Raw genomic sequence first — 16,241 nt, 5'->3', positions numbered from 1 at the left:
GGAGAGGATAAGTATGTTCGTATCATATCGTTGGTTACAAGAGTATGTAGATATTAAAGATGTAACAGCACAAGAACTAGCAGACAAAATCACGAAAAGTGGTATTGAAGTAGAAGGTGTTGAAGTATTAAATAAAGGTGTAAAAGGTGTTGTAGTTGGTCACGTATTAGAATGTGAAAAACACCCAGAAGCTGATAAATTAAGCAAATGCTTAATCGATATCGGTGAAGAAGAGCCAGTTCAAATTATTTGTGGAGCTGCTAACATTGCAAAAGGTTTAAAAGTACCAGTTGCAAAAGTTGGAGCTGTACTTCCTGGCAACTTCAAAATTAAAAAAGCAAAACTACGTGGTGAAGCTTCTCACGGTATGGTTTGTGCTCTTCAAGAGCTTGGTATTGATGGGAAACTAGTTGCGAAAGAATACGCAGACGGTATCTTCATCTTCCCAAGTGACGCTGAAGTTGGTGCAGATGCACTTGAAATTTTAAACTTACATGATGAAGTACTTGAGCTTGGTTTAACACCAAACCGTGCAGATTGCTTAAACATGTTAGGTGTTGCATATGAAGTAGCTGCTATTTACGGCCGTGAAGTAAAACTTCCAGCTATCGACTTACAAGAAACAGCAGAAAAAACTGCTGATTACATTTCTGTAAGTGTAGAAGCGAAAGAAGAAAATCCATTATACATTGCAAAAATGGTAAAAAACGTAAAGATTGGTCCATCACCAATGTGGATGCAAACTCGCCTTATGGCAGCTGGCATTCGTCCAATTAGCAACGTAGTTGATATTACAAACTACATTCTAATGGAATACGGTCAACCGTTACATGCATTTGATTACGATAAATTAGGTTCAAAAGAAATCGTTGTTCGTCTTGCAAAAGAAGGCGAAAAAATTGAAACGTTAGATGATCAAGAGCGTACCTTACAAGACCATCATCTTGTAATTACAAACGGAACAAAAGCTTTAGCTGTTGCTGGTGTAATGGGCGGAGCGGATTCTGAAGTTACAAATGAGACGGTGAACGTTTTAATCGAGTCTGCATATTTTGCAGGTCAAACAGTGCGCCGTACATCAAAAGACTTAGGTCTTCGCAGTGAATCAAGTGCACGTTTCGAAAAAGGAATCGATCCAACACGTACGTTTGAAGCAATTCAACACGCAGCTGCTTTAATGGCGAAATACGCTGGCGGAGAAGCACTTGAAGGTGTAGTAGAAGCTGATAACTTACAAGTACAAGAGCGTACAGTATCTGTTACTGCTGAAAAAGTAAACCGTGTATTAGGTACAAATATTTCTGCAAGTGAAATGGGTACAATGTTCACAAACTTAAAATTCCCATTCACAGAAGTAGAAGGAACATTCCATGTGAATGTACCAGCACGTCGCCCTGATATTACAATTTCAGAAGACTTAGTAGAAGAAGTGGGTCGCCTATACGGTTATGACCACATTCCAGTTACATTACCTTCTGGAACGATGACTCGTGGTAAATTAACATCGGCACAAACGAAACGTCGTAAAGTACGTCGCTTCTTAGAAGGTGCTGGTTTATATGAAGCAATCACGTATTCATTAACAAGCGCTGACAAAGCAAAACAATATATGGTTGAGCCAAACGAAAAGGCGCCTGTAAATCTTGCACTTCCAATGAGTGAAGAGCGCAGCCAACTTCGTTTAAGCTTAGTGCCACAATTGTTAGAAGCAGTTTCATACAACGTTGCACGTAAAAACGATAGCGTTGCTTTATACGAAGTAGGCTCTATCTTCTTACCGACAGAAGCAGGAGAACTTCCGAAAGAAGAACAACATCTTGCAGGTGTTATGACAGGTCTTGCTCTTCACCATGCATGGCAAGGTGAGAAAAAAATAGTAGACTTCTTCGTAGTGAAAGGTGTACTAGAAGGATTATTTGACGTACTTGGCGTTTCGAAACAAATCACTTATGCACCAGCAAAACGTGAAGGTATGCACCCAGGTCGTACAGCTGACATCGTATTAGATGGCGAAGTAATTGGTTTCATCGGTCAATTGCACCCAGAAGCAGAAAAACAATTAGATGTGAAAAATACATTCGTATTCGAACTATCTCTTGTAAAAGTATTCGGTGCAGACGCAGAAGAAACTTACTACGCAGCAATTCCACGTTTCCCATCTATGACGCGTGATATGGCTGTTGTCGTAACGAAAGAAACAAAAGCTGGCGAAATGAAGCAAGTTATTACTGAAGCTGGTGGAGAACTTCTGAAAGACGTAACGCTATTCGACTTATACGAAGGTGAAAAAATGGAAGAAGGCAAGAAATCACTTGCATTCTCTATGACTTACTTCGATGCAGAACGTACGTTAACAGACGAAGAAGTAACAGAAGCACATAACCGTGTATTAACAACGGTAGAAGAGAAATTTGGTGCGGAGTTACGTAAGTAATAAAAAATTGCCGGATTAAGTCCGGCAATTTTTTTGTGGCACGATTGTCGAAAAATGTTGGTAAGTCGATATATTACAAAAATCGCTGATATATTTTTTGGCATCTTGCATCTTTCTCTCGAATGTAGTACATTAATTTTAGTTTAACAAAATGAAAGACGATGATAAGGAAAAGTAGTATATACTATAATCCAAAGCGAATCAGGGACGGTGAGAGCCTGATGAGGCGGTATATGTGAAGAACACCTTGGAGTTGCTAACCGAAATTGAATCTTGTATTCAAGAGTAGACTTAGACGGGAATCCGGCCTGTTACAAACCGGGAAGTATGTATTACATACGAGTTAAAGTTGGTCTTTATGACAAATTGGGTGGTACCGCGAAGTTTAACCTTTCGTCCCTTTATGGATGAAAGGTTTTTTTGTATTTAAATATATGAGCAAAGGAGAATTTCACTATGGAAAACACATTAGTAAAAAGTCTGTATAGAGATACAGATAAATACGCAGGTCAAACAGTACAAGTATCAGGGTGGATTCGTAACTTACGTGATTCAAAAGCATTTGGTTTCATCGAATTAAACGACGGTAGCTTCTTCAAAAGCGTTCAAATCGTTTTCGATACAGAGTTAGAAAACTTCAAAGAAATTGCAAAACTTCCACTTAGCTCTTCAGTTAAAGTAGAAGGTAAAGTAATTGCAACGCCTGGAGCGAAGCAACCATTTGAAATTAAAGCAGAAAAAATTGATATCGAGGGCTTATCAGATTCTGATTACCCACTTCAAAAGAAACGTCACACGTTTGAATACTTACGTACAATTGCTCACTTACGTCCAAGAACAAACGCATTCTCTGCAACGTTCCGCGTACGTTCTATCGCAGCATTTGCGATTCACCAATTCTTCCAAGAGCGTGGATTCGTACATGTTCACACACCAATCATCACTGGTAGTGATACAGAAGGTGCAGGCGAAATGTTCCGCGTAACAACGCAAGATTTAAACAATGTACCAAAAGGCGAAGACGGACAAGTTGATGAATCGAAAGACTTCTTCGGCAAAGAAACAAACTTAACAGTAAGTGGACAGCTGAACGCTGAAGCTTATGCATTAGCATTCCGTGATGTATACACATTCGGACCTACATTCCGTGCAGAAAACTCTAACACAACTCGCCACGCTGCTGAGTTCTGGATGGTTGAGCCTGAGATTGCATTCGCTGAACTAGGTGACGTAATGAACCTTACAGAAGATATGCTGAAATACGCAATGAAATACGTATTAGAGCATGCACCAGAAGAAATGGAATTCTTCAACAGCTTCGTTGATAAAACAGTTCTAGAGCGCATGAACAACGTAATTAACTCTGACTTCGGTCGTATCACATATACAGAAGCAATTAAAGTGCTTCAAGAGTCAGGTGCTGACTTCAAATATCCAGTAGAATGGGGTATTGACTTACAAACAGAGCACGAAAGATACTTATCAGAAGAGATCTTCAAACGCCCTGTATTCGTAACTGACTATCCAAAAGACATTAAAGCATTCTACATGCGCTTAAATGAAGACGGTAAAACAGTAGCTGCTACTGACCTTCTAGTTCCTGGCATCGGCGAATTAATCGGCGGAAGTCAACGTGAAGAAAGAATGGACGTTTTAGTAGACAGAATTAAAGAATTAGGTATGAACGAAGAGGACTACTGGTGGTACTTAGAACTTAGAAAATACGGCGGTACAAAACACGCTGGATTCGGTCTAGGTTTCGAGCGCTTCCTAATGTACATCACTGGTATGGCTAACATCCGTGACGTAATTCCATTCCCAAGAACTCCAGGTTCTTCTGAATTCTAAAATATAAAAAAGCGAGAGGATTTCCTCTCGCTTTTTATTTTGTATAGTTTATTCTCCCATAGCAAAAAGTAACGCGAAGGGGTGAATATAAATGAGTAAAAAAGTGAAAAAAGATCATTCAAGATCAAGCCTTGGCTCTCCAGAAGTAGAAGGACAAGGAACGACGACACATGAAACCGGTTCGTATAAAGTATCTTCATCAAATAAGAAGCAGAAACAAAGCTAACTTAAAAAAAGGAGCGTCTTGGCGACTCTCCTTTTTTATGTATTACATCTTGTTATCATTAATCTCTTTTGTAATGTTATCTACATCTTTGTCTAATCGATCTAAATAGAAAAACCACATGAAGCTCATGAACACGTAATAGATGGCCATCACACCAAGACTATCAGATATATTTTCGAATGTGGATTTAGTAGTGAAAAAAGCTCCCCAAATGATAGAAATAGTGAGGTAAGAAAGTGGGCCTACGAGGTGTACGAGAACATATAATAACTTTTTAACTTTTACAGCATTCATATGAAAAACCTCCTTTTTCTAATCATACATTCAAGTTCCTCACAGAAGTGCTGTAGTTTTGCTGGATTATGTATTAACAAGCGGGCATCGTGTTTTCCGATAAAGTGAAACTTTAATCAGTGGGGGGTGGTTCATCCCCCCACTGATTATTAGCCCTCACCAATCGGACTTTTATGGGCAGCCCGACCCCCACCTAACTTCTTTGCATTCGCTGCATTTTGAGGTGGGGGGCTTACTGCCCATTAAAGCGGGATAAATCTTCGAATTCGAAAGTTTAATAAGAAAGAACGGCCATAACGCTCTATTAAATCGTTGAACTCTCGTTGCTCACTGAGTAGCTGAATATTTCTCTAATTTCAAACTGTCTTTCGTGTGGATCGCCTAGTAAAATATTTAGAATCATTTGTAGAAGTAGCAATAGGAATCTCCTCCTATGTTAGAATAATCTGCATATTATAATTATAACAAAACTATAAGGACAATAGTAGGGTGAAACAAAAAACAGGAGTTTGTAGGCTCCTGTTTTTGTCGATACTATTTTAGTAAGCGAAGCGCCTTCTCCGTATTAGCGAAATGCAGTTTCACAAACTCAGGTAATCGTTCTTTACCAAGCTTTTGAATTAATTTAGCGGCTGCAATATCAACTTGTTTACCAGCACCTTTCGGAAGTGGCATACCAGCTTTTTTGCTTAGTTCGTCAAATTGTTTTACGAATGAGTAACGAGCTAAAATAGAGGCAGCAGCTACTGCTAAATGGACGCTTTCGCCTTTCGTCGCGAAATAAACATTTTCACGCTGTACCTGTTTTTGTTTAGCTAAATATTTGTAGTATGTATCAGGTTGTGTGAATTGATCGATTAAGACGCCTTCAGGTTTTGTAGGTGCAATTTTTGCTAATAAGTTTGTAATAGCTTTATTATGTAGTAGAGCTTTTAACTTACCTTGGTTGTTTCCTTTATCAAATAGCTCGTTATATTTTTCATTATGAAGGACAAGAGAGCTGTAAGGAACAACGTGTAAAAGTTCTTTCGCAATGGCAGAAATTTGATCGTCATTTAAGTTTTTAGAGTCTTTTACACCAAGTTCTTTTAAAAGTGGAATTTGCTTAGCGTCCACATATACAGCAACGACTGTCATCGGTCCGAAGAAATCACCAGTACCAACTTCATCTGACCCTACGATAGACATTGTACCGATGGAAGCGGGCGGTGCATAACGGTGTGAATCGACAGATTTTTTTACAGCTGTTTTCGGTGTTTGAGAGACAGATTGCCAACGAGAAGCTTCCGCTTCAGCTCGACCTCCTTGGAACATTACTTTTCCTGATTTATAAGCTGTAATTGTGCAAGATGGCACCTTTGCCATGAAGATTCCGCCTTGTGGGGTTTTTGGGCTAAGCGCTTGTTTATATTGTTGTTTCATGTCTTCAATTACTGTAGAACTTGTTTGTATTACGATAGAATTTGACAAGATGGTCGCTCCTTTTTTTATATTGTTATTTTTATCATATCGGATTGTTCTTTCTGTTTCCATAATATGATGGTTCATGGTATGATAAACTTTAGGATTCTGTACGTGATTGGAGGCCGGTGAGTTGTCACAACAAAAGGGAAAGAAAAGTCGAATTAATGTAGAAATCTATGGTCAACAATATTCAGTTGTTGGCGATGAAAGTACAAGTCATATCCGCATGGTAGCAGCGATTGTGGATGATAAAATGCGCGAACTCAATGCCAAGAATCCTTCGCTTGACACGAGTAGATTAGCGGTATTGACGGCGGTAAACGTCATACACGATTACATAAAATTAAAAGAAGAACATGAGAAATTGAAAGAAAGTATGACAAAAAAAGGAATGGAATAACATGATTGATATTATTATCATTTTACTGCTTGTTATGGGATTTTTCCTCGGCTTACGCAGAGGGTTTATCTTGCAACTTGTAAAGTTAACAAGCTTTATTATCGCATACCTTGTTGCATACTGGTACTGTAAAGATTTAGCGCCAGCACTTGCGAAATTTATTCCGTATCCATTTGATAAAAATGTATCTGTTCCAGAATGGATTGATGCAAATAATATTGAAACAGTATTTTATCAAGCACTTGCGTTTATCGTATTATTTATTATTACAAAAATCGCCCTTTCATTACTTGGTAATTTGTTAAATATGTTTGCAGAAATACCGGTTTTAAAGCAAGTCAATGCGTTTGCGGGGGCAATCCTCGGATTTTTAGAAGTGTATATTATTTTGTTTGTTTTAATTATCGTTGGAAACATTCTTCCGATTGAACAACTACAAACACCATTACAAAAATCATCAATCAGCAAAATAATTGTAGACGATACACCGATTCTTTCTGAAAAGGTGAAGGAACTATGGCAGACAGGTAGCAGAGTATAACTTCTCTTTTTTCGGAAAGAGGAGTTTTTTTCTATGAAAGAAAGGCGGGGCAATGATGAAAGTAAATAAAAAACAAGTTATTAAATTATTAGAGACAATCGGCCTGTTTATGGAATTAAAGGGCGCGAATCCATTTAAAATATCTGCATTTCGTAAAGCGGCAGCAGCATTAGAAAGTGATGATCGCAGTCTTTCTGAGATTGAAGATTTCACGAAGATTCCCGGCATTGGAAAAGGAACAGCAGCAGTTATTCAAGAATATATAGAATCGGGAACATCTGAAGTGTTACAAGAGCTTGAACAAGAAGTGCCAAGTAGCTTATTACCATTATTAAAATTGCCAGGCCTTGGTGGTAAAAAGGTAGCTAAGTTATATAAAGAACTTGGTGTTGTTGATATGGAATCGCTAAAAGCGGTTTGTGAGGAAAATAAAGTACAAGCTTTAGCAGGTTTTGGTAAGAAGACAGAAGAGAAAATATTAGAAGCAATCGATCAAGTAGGAACTCGTCCAGAGCGTTTACCAATCGCGATGGTATTGCCTATTGCCGGGGAAATAGAGGAGAAATTGTCGAATATTGCGGAAGTAATTCGTTTCTCTCGCGCTGGTAGTTTGCGCCGTGTTCGCGAGACAGTGAAAGATTTAGATTTCATTATTGTGACGACAGAACCAGCTACAGTACGTGAGCATTTACTGCAATTTGATAATATGATCGAAGTAATCGCAAGTGGAGATACGAAAGTTTCTGTTCGTCTTCAGTATGAATATGATATTTCAATCGATTTCCGTTTAGTAAAACCAGAAGAATTTATTACAACCCTTCACCATTTCACAGGATCAAAAGACCATAACGTAAAAATGCGTCAAATCGCGAAAGATAGAGGCGAGAAAATTAGTGAGTACGGTGTAGAAAACTTAGAAACAGGCGAAGTGAAGACATTTGAAACAGAAGAGGAATTCTTTGCTCATTTCGGTCTTCCATTTATCCCGCCAGAAGTGCGTGAAGATGGAAAAGAAATTGAGTTAATTAAAGAGTATCCAAACTTAATTCAGTTCTCTGATATACAAGGTGATTTACATATGCATACCACATGGAGTGACGGTGCCTTTTCAATTGAAGAGATGGTACAGGCGTGCCGTGCTCGTGGATATAAGTTTATGGCAATTACTGATCACTCACAATACTTGAAAGTGGCGAATGGTTTAACGAAAGAGCGTCTTCGTGAACAAGCGAAAGAAATTGAACGCATGAATGAAAAGTATCCAGACATTACAATTTTACGCGGAATTGAAATGGACATTTTACCAGATGCCTCGCTTGATTTTGATGATGAAGTATTAGCAGAATTAGATTATGTCATTGGAGCGATTCACTCTAGCTTCTCGCAAGACCGTGAGACGATTATGAAACGTCTTCGCGCTGCGTTAGAGAATAAGCATGTCACAATGATTGCTCATCCGACAGGACGTCTTCTTGGACGCCGTGAGGGATATGATGTAGATACGGATTTATTAATTGAACTCGCAAAAGAAACAAATACAGTTTTAGAATTAAATGCGAATCCAAATCGTCTAGATTTAAGTGCGAAATTATTAAAACAAGCACAAGATGCTGGGGTAAAAGTAGCGATTAATACGGATGCTCATACGCTTGAAATGCTAGAAGATATGGAAACAGGTGTAGCGGCAGCACGTAAAGGTTGGATTCAAAAAGATAACGTGATTAACACGTGGGATATTGAACGTTTATTAGACTATATTAAACGTAATAAGTAACACAAGGGGGACCTGCAACATGTTAGAAAGAACGTTGCGTGTATTAGAATACAATAAAGTAAAAGAACAATTACTTGAACATACAGCTTCTTCACTTGGTCGTGACAAAGTGAAGCATTTAGTGCCGAGCACTGATTTTGAAGAAATTGTAGAAATGCAAGATACAACGGATGAAGCAGCGAAAGTCATTCGTTTAAAAGGTAGTGCACCATTAGGTGGTATTACGGATATTCGCTCAAATGTGAAGCGTGCAAAGATTGGAAGTATGTTAAGCCCAAATGAACTGCTTGATATCGCGAATACGATGTATGGTAGTCGTAATATGAAACGTTTCATTGAAGATATGGTTGATAATGGTGTCGAGCTTCCAATTTTAGAAAAGCATGTCGCTCAAATTGTATCTTTATATGATTTAGAAAAGAAAATTACAAATTGCATCGGTGATGGCGGTGAAGTAGTCGATAGCGCAAGTGATAAACTGCGTGGTATTCGTACTCAAATTCGTACTGCGGAAAGTCGCATTCGTGAGAAGTTAGAAAACATGACGCGTTCTTCAAACGCACAAAAGATGCTATCTGACTCGATTGTAACGATTCGTAACGAACGTTACGTAATCCCAGTAAAACAAGAATACCGCGGCGTATATGGCGGTATTGTTCACGATCAATCAGCTTCTGGGCAAACGCTATTTATTGAACCGCAAGTCATTGTAGAGTTAAATAACGCGCTTCAAGAAGCACGAGTGAAAGAAAAACAAGAAATTGAACGTATCTTATTGATGTTAACAGAAGAAGTGGCAGTAGAAGCGGATATCGTTTTATCTAACGTAGAAGTAGTTGCGAATCTTGACTTCATCTTTGCGAAAGCTTTCTATGCGAAGCGTATTAAAGCGACGAAGCCAATCGTAAATAACGAGCGTTATATGGACTTAAGACAAGCGCGTCATCCGCTTATTGATCCAGAAATTATCGTGCCAAATAATATTATGTTGGGGAAAGATTTCACGACAATTGTTATTACAGGACCGAATACAGGTGGTAAAACAGTTACGCTGAAAACAGTTGGTATTTGTGTATTAATGGCGCAATCTGGTCTTCACATTCCAGTAATGGACGAGTCAGAGATTTGTGTATTTAAAAATATCTTTGCTGATATCGGTGATGAGCAATCGATTGAACAAAGTTTAAGTACGTTCTCCTCACATATGGTGAACATTGTTGATATTTTAGAAAAAGCTGATTTCGAAAGCTTAGTTTTATTCGATGAATTAGGTGCTGGAACAGACCCACAAGAAGGGGCTGCACTAGCAATTTCAATTTTAGATGAAGTATGTAATCGCGGTGCTCGCGTTGTTGCTACGACGCATTACCCAGAATTAAAAGCATACGGATATAACCGCGAACAAGTTATTAATGCGAGCGTTGAGTTCGACGTGAACACGTTAAGCCCAACGTATAAATTATTAATTGGTGTACCAGGACGTAGTAATGCCTTCGAAATTTCAAAACGCCTTGGGCTATCTGATCGCGTGATTGATCAAGCTCGTAATCACATTAGTACAGATACAAACAAAATTGAAAATATGATTGCGAAGTTAGAAGAAAGTCAAAAGAACGCAGAGCGTGACTGGAACGAAGCAGAAGCACTTCGCAAGCAATCTGAAAAACTTCATCGCGATTTACAACGTCAAATCATTGAATTTAACGAAGATCGTGATGAACGATTATTAAAAGCGCAAAAAGAAGGTGAAGAAAAAGTCGAAGCTGCAAAGAAAGAAGCAGAAGGCATTATTCAAGAACTTCGTCAATTGCGTAAAGCACAGCTTGCAAACGTGAAAGATCATGAGCTAATTGAAGCGAAGAGCCGTCTAGAAGGCGCAGCGCCAGAGCTTGTGAAGAAACAAAAAGTAAACGTGAAAAACACTGCGCCGAAACAACAGTTACGTGCAGGTGATGAAGTAAAAGTATTAACATTCGGTCAAAAAGGCCAACTACTTGAAAAAGTAAGTGATACAGAGTGGAGCGTACAAATCGGTATTCTAAAGATGAAAGTAAAAGAGTCTAACATGGAATACATTAATACGCCAAAGCAAACAGAGAAAAAAGCAGTTGCAACAGTAAAAGGTAGAGACTACCACGTTTCATTAGAACTTGACCTTCGTGGGGAACGATTTGAAAATGCAATGGCGCGCGTCGAGAAATATTTAGACGATGCCCAGCTCGCAAGCTATCCTCGCGTATCAATCATTCACGGTAAAGGAACAGGAGCACTTCGCCAAGGTGTACAAGATTACTTGAAGAAGCACCGCGGTGTGAAAAACTTCCGTTACGGTGACATGGGCGAGGGAGGCCTAGGCGTAACAGTTGTCGAATTAAAATAGAAAACAACGAAACAAAGGGGAAACCATTATATGTTTATGGACAAACTTGCAAAAGTATTGTTAGCTTGTTGCGGAATATTTTTGGTGATTGGGGTTATTTATTTAGTTGTTTTTGCAAAGTAAACGAGCGTCAATCGTGGCATAATGATATTGCCATAGATTGACGCTTTTAATATATGTGAAAAGGAATAAAACATGAAAATCAACCAATACATAAGTGAAGCAAAATCTTGCTCAAGACGTGAAACAGATCGCCTTATTAAAGCAGGACGAGCTGCAATTAACGGTGAAATTTGTACTCACGGGGCAATTGTTAATGATGGTGATGTTGTAACGATTGATGGACAAGTTATTGCAAAGGAAGAGAAAGAAAAGGTGTATATCGCTTTTCATAAACCAGTTGGTATTACTTGCACAGCAGCCGATCATATTGAAGATAATATTATTGAGTATATTAATTACCCAGAGCGTATTTTTCCTGTTGGGCGATTAGATAAAGCGTCGGAAGGCCTTATTTTATTAACGAATGACGGCGGGATTGCAAATCAAATTTTACACGGAAATCATGAGCACGAGAAAGAATATATCGTTACGGTAGATAAGCCGTTTACAGATTGGTTTATTGATGAGATGTCCAGCGGTGTAAAGATTAAAGATGGAATGACGAAGCCATGTAAAGTGACGAGAGTGGATCAGTCTACATTTCGAATCATTTTAACGCAAGGAATGAACAGACAAATTCGTAGAATGAGCCGTGCTTTCGGGTTTACTGTAACGAAGCTAAAGCGAGTTCGTATTATGAATATAGAGCTAAATGGACTGGAATCTGGAAAGTGGCGGGATATTACAGCTGAAGAATTAGAAATATTAATAGGACAGTTATAGGGAGGGGAAATTTTCTCCCTATATTTTTTTGTCAGAAAAAATAAAACTATTGATTTTTTTAAAAGTAGCCCATATAATAAAAAAACAACAAGTTTCGACAAGATATTTTATAAAAGTAATGATGAGGACATGAGTTGTTTTTTACGATTCTCAGAGAGGGAAGCCTAGGCTGTGAGCTTCCTAATACGGACAGACAAACTTACCACCTCTAAACTTCAAGAGTGAACTGCATGATGCATTGTAATTCTTGGCGGATAAAACCGTTATCAATTTACACGAGCTATAAAATGAGCTTATTTTGTTATAAATTCATTTTATTAGAATAAGGGTGGAACCACGATTTCAACACTCGTCCCTTTGTTAGGGACGGGTGTTTTTTGCGTTCTTTTACGGGGAAGTATGCTTGAAAGAGGATATGTGACGGATTTTAATTCAGAATATTTTGTTAATTAATTATTTAGGAGGTTAGTAGAAATGAAATCATCTTTAAAGTTTTCTGAGATGTTTGCAATAAGTTTAATGTTATTTGCACTATTTTTCGGTGCAGGTAATATGATTTTCCCGCCGGCTTTAGGGCAAGGTGCTGGAACAGATGTATGGATTGCGTTGTTTGGTTTTATCGTAACAGGTGTTGGCTTGCCTTTATTAGGAGTTATCGTTATAGCTCTAAAGGGAGATATTAATGAGTTAGCCGGGCGTGTACACCCTGTATTCGCACTAGTTTTTATCACTGCAATTTATTTATGTTTAGGCGTATTCGTAAGTGTTCCACGTACAGGAACTGTTGCTTATGAAATGAGTATGGCACCGTTTTTACCAAGTGAGATAGCTAGTCAATCGTATCCACTTGTTATCTTTACATTTATTTTCTTTGCTGTAACTTTCTATTTAGCTTTAAATCCATCAAAATTAGTGGGCCGCATTGGTAAAGTATTAACTCCAATTTTATTAGCTGTTATTGCAATTATCGTAGTGAAAGCACTTATTACACCAATTGGGGAATTTGGCGCACCGACAGAAGCATATAGTGCTCCGCTCTTTAAAGGTTTTATTGATGGATATTTAACTTTAGATGGACTTGCAGCACTTGTTTTCGGTAATGTTGTCATTCATGCTTTAAAAGAAAAAGGTGTTACAAATAAGAACAGCATTGCAAAAGTAACAATCTTTGCAGGATTTATTGCAGCACTTGGATTACTTCTAGTTTATTTAGCGCTTGCTTACCTTGGAGCTTCTAGTGTGTCACTTGGAATGGGAGCAAACGGAGGAATTATTTTAACAAACGTTGTAACTCATTTATTTGGTAGCTACGGAACTCTATTACTAGGAATCGCAATTACAGCAGCATGTTTAACAACTTCTGTAGGTATTGTTGCAGCTTGTGGTGATTATTTTTCTTCCTTATTACCAAAGCTTTCTTATCAAAAAGTCGTTTTCATTTTCTGTGTATTAGCATTTATGGTAGCGAATCTTGGGTTAACTCAGTTAAATGCATTAGCATTACCGATTTTAATTGCCATTTACCCAATTGGTATCGTGCTAATTGTATTATCACTTGTTGAAAACTATATTCGTCTTCCTTTAGTAATGTATGTAGGTGGTATTGTAGGAGCGTTCATGATCAGCTTCTTTGATGGATTGCACAATGCAAACCTTCAAATTGCGGCATTAGCACCTATTTTAAATAAGGTTCCATTATATAGTGTAGGGATTGGTTGGTTAGTTCCTGCTCTAGTAGGTATTGTAATTGGATATGTTATTTCTTTGTTTCAAAAGCAAGAAGTTGCTGTAGAAAAATAGTGAAAAGAGGCTTTCTATGAAAGAAAGCCTCTTTTTTTGTAGAAAAAGCCGTATATAGAGAAATTTAGATATTTAAAATTTTATACGTAATATAGTTGACAAAAAAATTATGAGTAGGCTAAGATTGACTTAGTTGTGGAAATATTGGAAGGAAGTGAGGAGTGAAAGGTATAAAGTTTTCTATAACGATATCATTTTTGTAGATAGAGGTGATAGAGTAGGAAAATAGGGAGTTTTATTTTTTTTGAGCTTCATTGAGAATGATAATCAACAAAAGGAATAGAGACTTATGTTAAAATGCGAATCGCTCTTTATAAGGAATAGAGAGGGATATTATTTTTAACACTTAATGAGAATGATAATCAATAATATCTATGCTACATAAACAAATTACAAGTAAATAATGATAGAGAATTATTATTTTTTTCTCATAAATTGAGAATAATTATCATTTTCAAGGAAGTATGGATGAAGGATAAACAAGGAGGAAGTAAGCCAAATGAAAAAGATTTCTGTATTACCCGCTTTTATTATAACGTTCGTATGTATGCTAGCTTTTCTTGTCATGCCATATGGGAAAGTTTCAGCACAACTAGCTGACGGTACGTATGATATTAACTATGTCATTCAAAAAGCGGAAAATGCTTCAGCATCTATGGCAAATGATTATTTTGAGAAACCAGCTAAGCTAGTTGTGAAAAATGGCGAAATGAGAGTACAAATTCCGATGAATCATAGTGCTTGGATTACAGAATTTAAAGCACCTGAGAATGGGAATTTTGTTGATGCAAAAGTTGTTAGTAAAGATGAAGCAGCAGATAAAAGAACTGTAGAGTTTAAAATAGATGATTTATCTAAACCAGCAGCTGTAAAAATTCATGTTGTTGTACCAAACGTAAACTATGACCATCACTACACAATTCGCTTTGCGTTTGATGCAAATGTAAAAGCGGTAGGTGGAGAAAATAAAGCAACTGCTGCAACAAAGAATAATGATCAAACAAAAACAGATACAAAAGCAAAAGAAGAAGTGAAGAAAGAAGAGAGTAAAGAAGCAAATAAAGAGGCGAACAAAGGAACAAATGAAAGTAGTAAAGCTGAAAAAACAGATAACCCAAAAACAGGCGATGAAGCACGCATAGGATTATTTGCAGCGCTAATTCTTATTTCAGGTGTTTTCTTAATTCGTAGAGTACGTCAAAACTAAATAAAGGAGCGTTATTCCATTGAATAGATATCTTAAAATTGTTGTTGCGATGTGCTTAATGATATTTACATTCGTATCAACATTACAACCACTTGCTGTTCAAGCAGCTACTAAACTAGCCGATGGTGAATATTCAATTGGTTTCAAAGTTCTTAAGGACACATCAGATGAAGAATCTATGATGAATCAATACTCTGTAAGTCCAGGAACTTTAAAAGTGAAGGATGGGAAGAAGAAGGTATCCTTTACGTTAGAACATAGTTCATGGATTACGAAGTTTGAAACAGAAAAAAATGGCCAATTTGTTGCGACAAATGTAATGAGTGAAGATAAAGAAAAAGATACAAGAGTAGTAGAATTTGAAGTAGACGATGTAGAGAAAGTATTAAATGCGAAAGTAAAAGTAGACATAGACTTTTTAAATTATCATCATGATTATGATGTGCGTATTGCATTTGATCAAAACAGTATTACACCGATTCATGTAGAAAAACCAAATGAAAAAGAGGATCCAGCAAATAAGCCAGATCCAAATGAAAAACCGGATCCAAGTCAGAAGCCCGACCAAAAGCCTGACCCAGATCAACAACCAAATTCTAACACAATTAAAGATGGAGAGTACAGTATTCCATTTAAAGTGTTAAAAAATCAAACAGATGAAGAATCTAAGATGAATACTTACATGGTAAATCCAGGAGTATTAAAAGTAGAAAACGGTAAGAAAAAAGCAATTGTAACACTAACAAGTAGTTCATTAATTAAAAATTTCCAAACGGAAAAAGACGGCGCATTTGCTGATGCAAAAGTAGTGAGTGAAGATAAAGAAAAAGATACAAGAATAGTAGAATTTGAAGTAGATGATTTATCTAAGAAGTTAAATATAAAAGTATTTATCGAAATGGCATCAAGAAACTATAAGCAAACACATGAGGTACAACTTCAATTTAATCAAGATAAACTTGAGCCAATTAAAAATGAAGAGAAACAA

The 16,241-nt window shown here is 37.3% G+C and carries 13 protein-coding genes and 2 other annotated features; of the genes, 11 read left to right on the top strand and 2 right to left on the bottom strand.

Annotated elements, in window-relative coordinates; all coding sequences use genetic code 11:
• Window positions 1-13 precede the first annotated feature (13 nt).
• The 3 genes from pheT (at window position 14) to AC3WVA_RS04230 (ending at window position 4,508) form a co-directional block, all read left to right on the top strand.
• Window positions 14-2,434, top strand: coding sequence for a phenylalanine--tRNA ligase subunit beta (gene pheT, locus AC3WVA_RS04240; RefSeq protein ID WP_098520793.1), 2,421 nt, complete (start codon window positions 14-16; stop codon window positions 2,432-2,434).
• A gap of 152 nt (window positions 2,435-2,586) precedes the next feature.
• Window positions 2,587-2,838, top strand: a binding site (T-box leader).
• Between the two features lie 52 nt (window positions 2,839-2,890).
• Complete coding sequence (gene asnS / locus AC3WVA_RS04235; protein ID WP_048531582.1) at window positions 2,891-4,282, top strand: asparagine--tRNA ligase; 1,392 nt, start codon at window positions 2,891-2,893, stop codon at window positions 4,280-4,282.
• Window positions 4,283-4,373: 91 nt separating this feature from the next.
• Window positions 4,374-4,508 (top strand): YuzL family protein, encoded by a 135-nt coding sequence (locus AC3WVA_RS04230; RefSeq protein WP_048531579.1) that lies wholly within the window; start codon window positions 4,374-4,376, stop codon window positions 4,506-4,508.
• Between the two features lie 42 nt (window positions 4,509-4,550).
• Here AC3WVA_RS04230 and AC3WVA_RS04225 read toward each other — a convergent pair whose 3' ends face one another.
• Both AC3WVA_RS04225 and rnhC read right to left on the bottom strand, forming a co-directional pair.
• Entirely contained in the window at window positions 4,551-4,802 is a 252-nt protein-coding gene (locus tag AC3WVA_RS04225; protein WP_098520792.1) for a hypothetical protein, read from the bottom strand.
• A 534-nt stretch (window positions 4,803-5,336) separates the two neighbouring features.
• The gene (rnhC, locus tag AC3WVA_RS04220) at window positions 5,337-6,272 is read right to left on the bottom strand and encodes a ribonuclease HIII (RefSeq protein WP_098521705.1); all 936 of its coding nucleotides are present in this window, start codon (window positions 6,270-6,272) and stop codon (window positions 5,337-5,339) included.
• Window positions 6,273-6,396: 124 nt separating this feature from the next.
• Between rnhC and zapA the strand changes: the two genes are divergently transcribed.
• From zapA to AC3WVA_RS04180, 8 genes are all read left to right on the top strand, one after another.
• Entirely contained in the window at window positions 6,397-6,666 is a 270-nt protein-coding gene (zapA, locus tag AC3WVA_RS04215; protein ID WP_000082701.1) for a cell division protein ZapA, read from the top strand.
• A 1-nt stretch (window position 6,667) separates the two neighbouring features.
• Complete coding sequence (locus AC3WVA_RS04210; protein WP_048531573.1) at window positions 6,668-7,207, top strand: CvpA family protein; 540 nt, start codon at window positions 6,668-6,670, stop codon at window positions 7,205-7,207.
• Window positions 7,208-7,262: 55 nt separating this feature from the next.
• On the top strand, window positions 7,263-8,981 hold the full coding sequence (gene polX, locus AC3WVA_RS04205) for a DNA polymerase/3'-5' exonuclease PolX (RefSeq protein WP_492321790.1): 1,719 nt from the start codon (window positions 7,263-7,265) through the stop codon (window positions 8,979-8,981).
• Between the two features lie 19 nt (window positions 8,982-9,000).
• Window positions 9,001-11,361, top strand: coding sequence for an endonuclease MutS2 (locus AC3WVA_RS04200; protein WP_048531569.1), 2,361 nt, complete (start codon window positions 9,001-9,003; stop codon window positions 11,359-11,361).
• A 195-nt stretch (window positions 11,362-11,556) separates the two neighbouring features.
• Window positions 11,557-12,246, top strand: a complete 690-nt coding sequence (locus AC3WVA_RS04195) for a 23S rRNA pseudouridine(2604) synthase RluF (RefSeq protein WP_048531567.1) — start codon at window positions 11,557-11,559, stop codon at window positions 12,244-12,246.
• 109 nt (window positions 12,247-12,355) lie between these two features.
• Window positions 12,356-12,606, top strand: a binding site (T-box leader).
• Window positions 12,607-12,720: 114 nt separating this feature from the next.
• Entirely contained in the window at window positions 12,721-14,046 is a 1,326-nt protein-coding gene (gene brnQ6, locus AC3WVA_RS04190) for a branched-chain amino acid transport system II carrier protein BrnQ6 (protein WP_048531564.1), read from the top strand.
• Window positions 14,047-14,545: 499 nt separating this feature from the next.
• Complete coding sequence (isdC, locus tag AC3WVA_RS04185; protein WP_098521707.1) at window positions 14,546-15,253, top strand: heme uptake protein IsdC; 708 nt, start codon at window positions 14,546-14,548, stop codon at window positions 15,251-15,253.
• A gap of 19 nt (window positions 15,254-15,272) precedes the next feature.
• Window positions 15,273-16,241, top strand: a 969-nt coding sequence (locus AC3WVA_RS04180; protein ID WP_492321789.1) for an NEAT domain-containing protein, incomplete at its 3' end; no start/stop codon positions are given.

Source organism: Bacillus sp. EB106-04-02-XG92, assembly GCF_058791995.1.
Note: the sequence above shows the minus strand (reverse complement) of the source record. Positions and strands in the feature narration are given on the sequence as shown.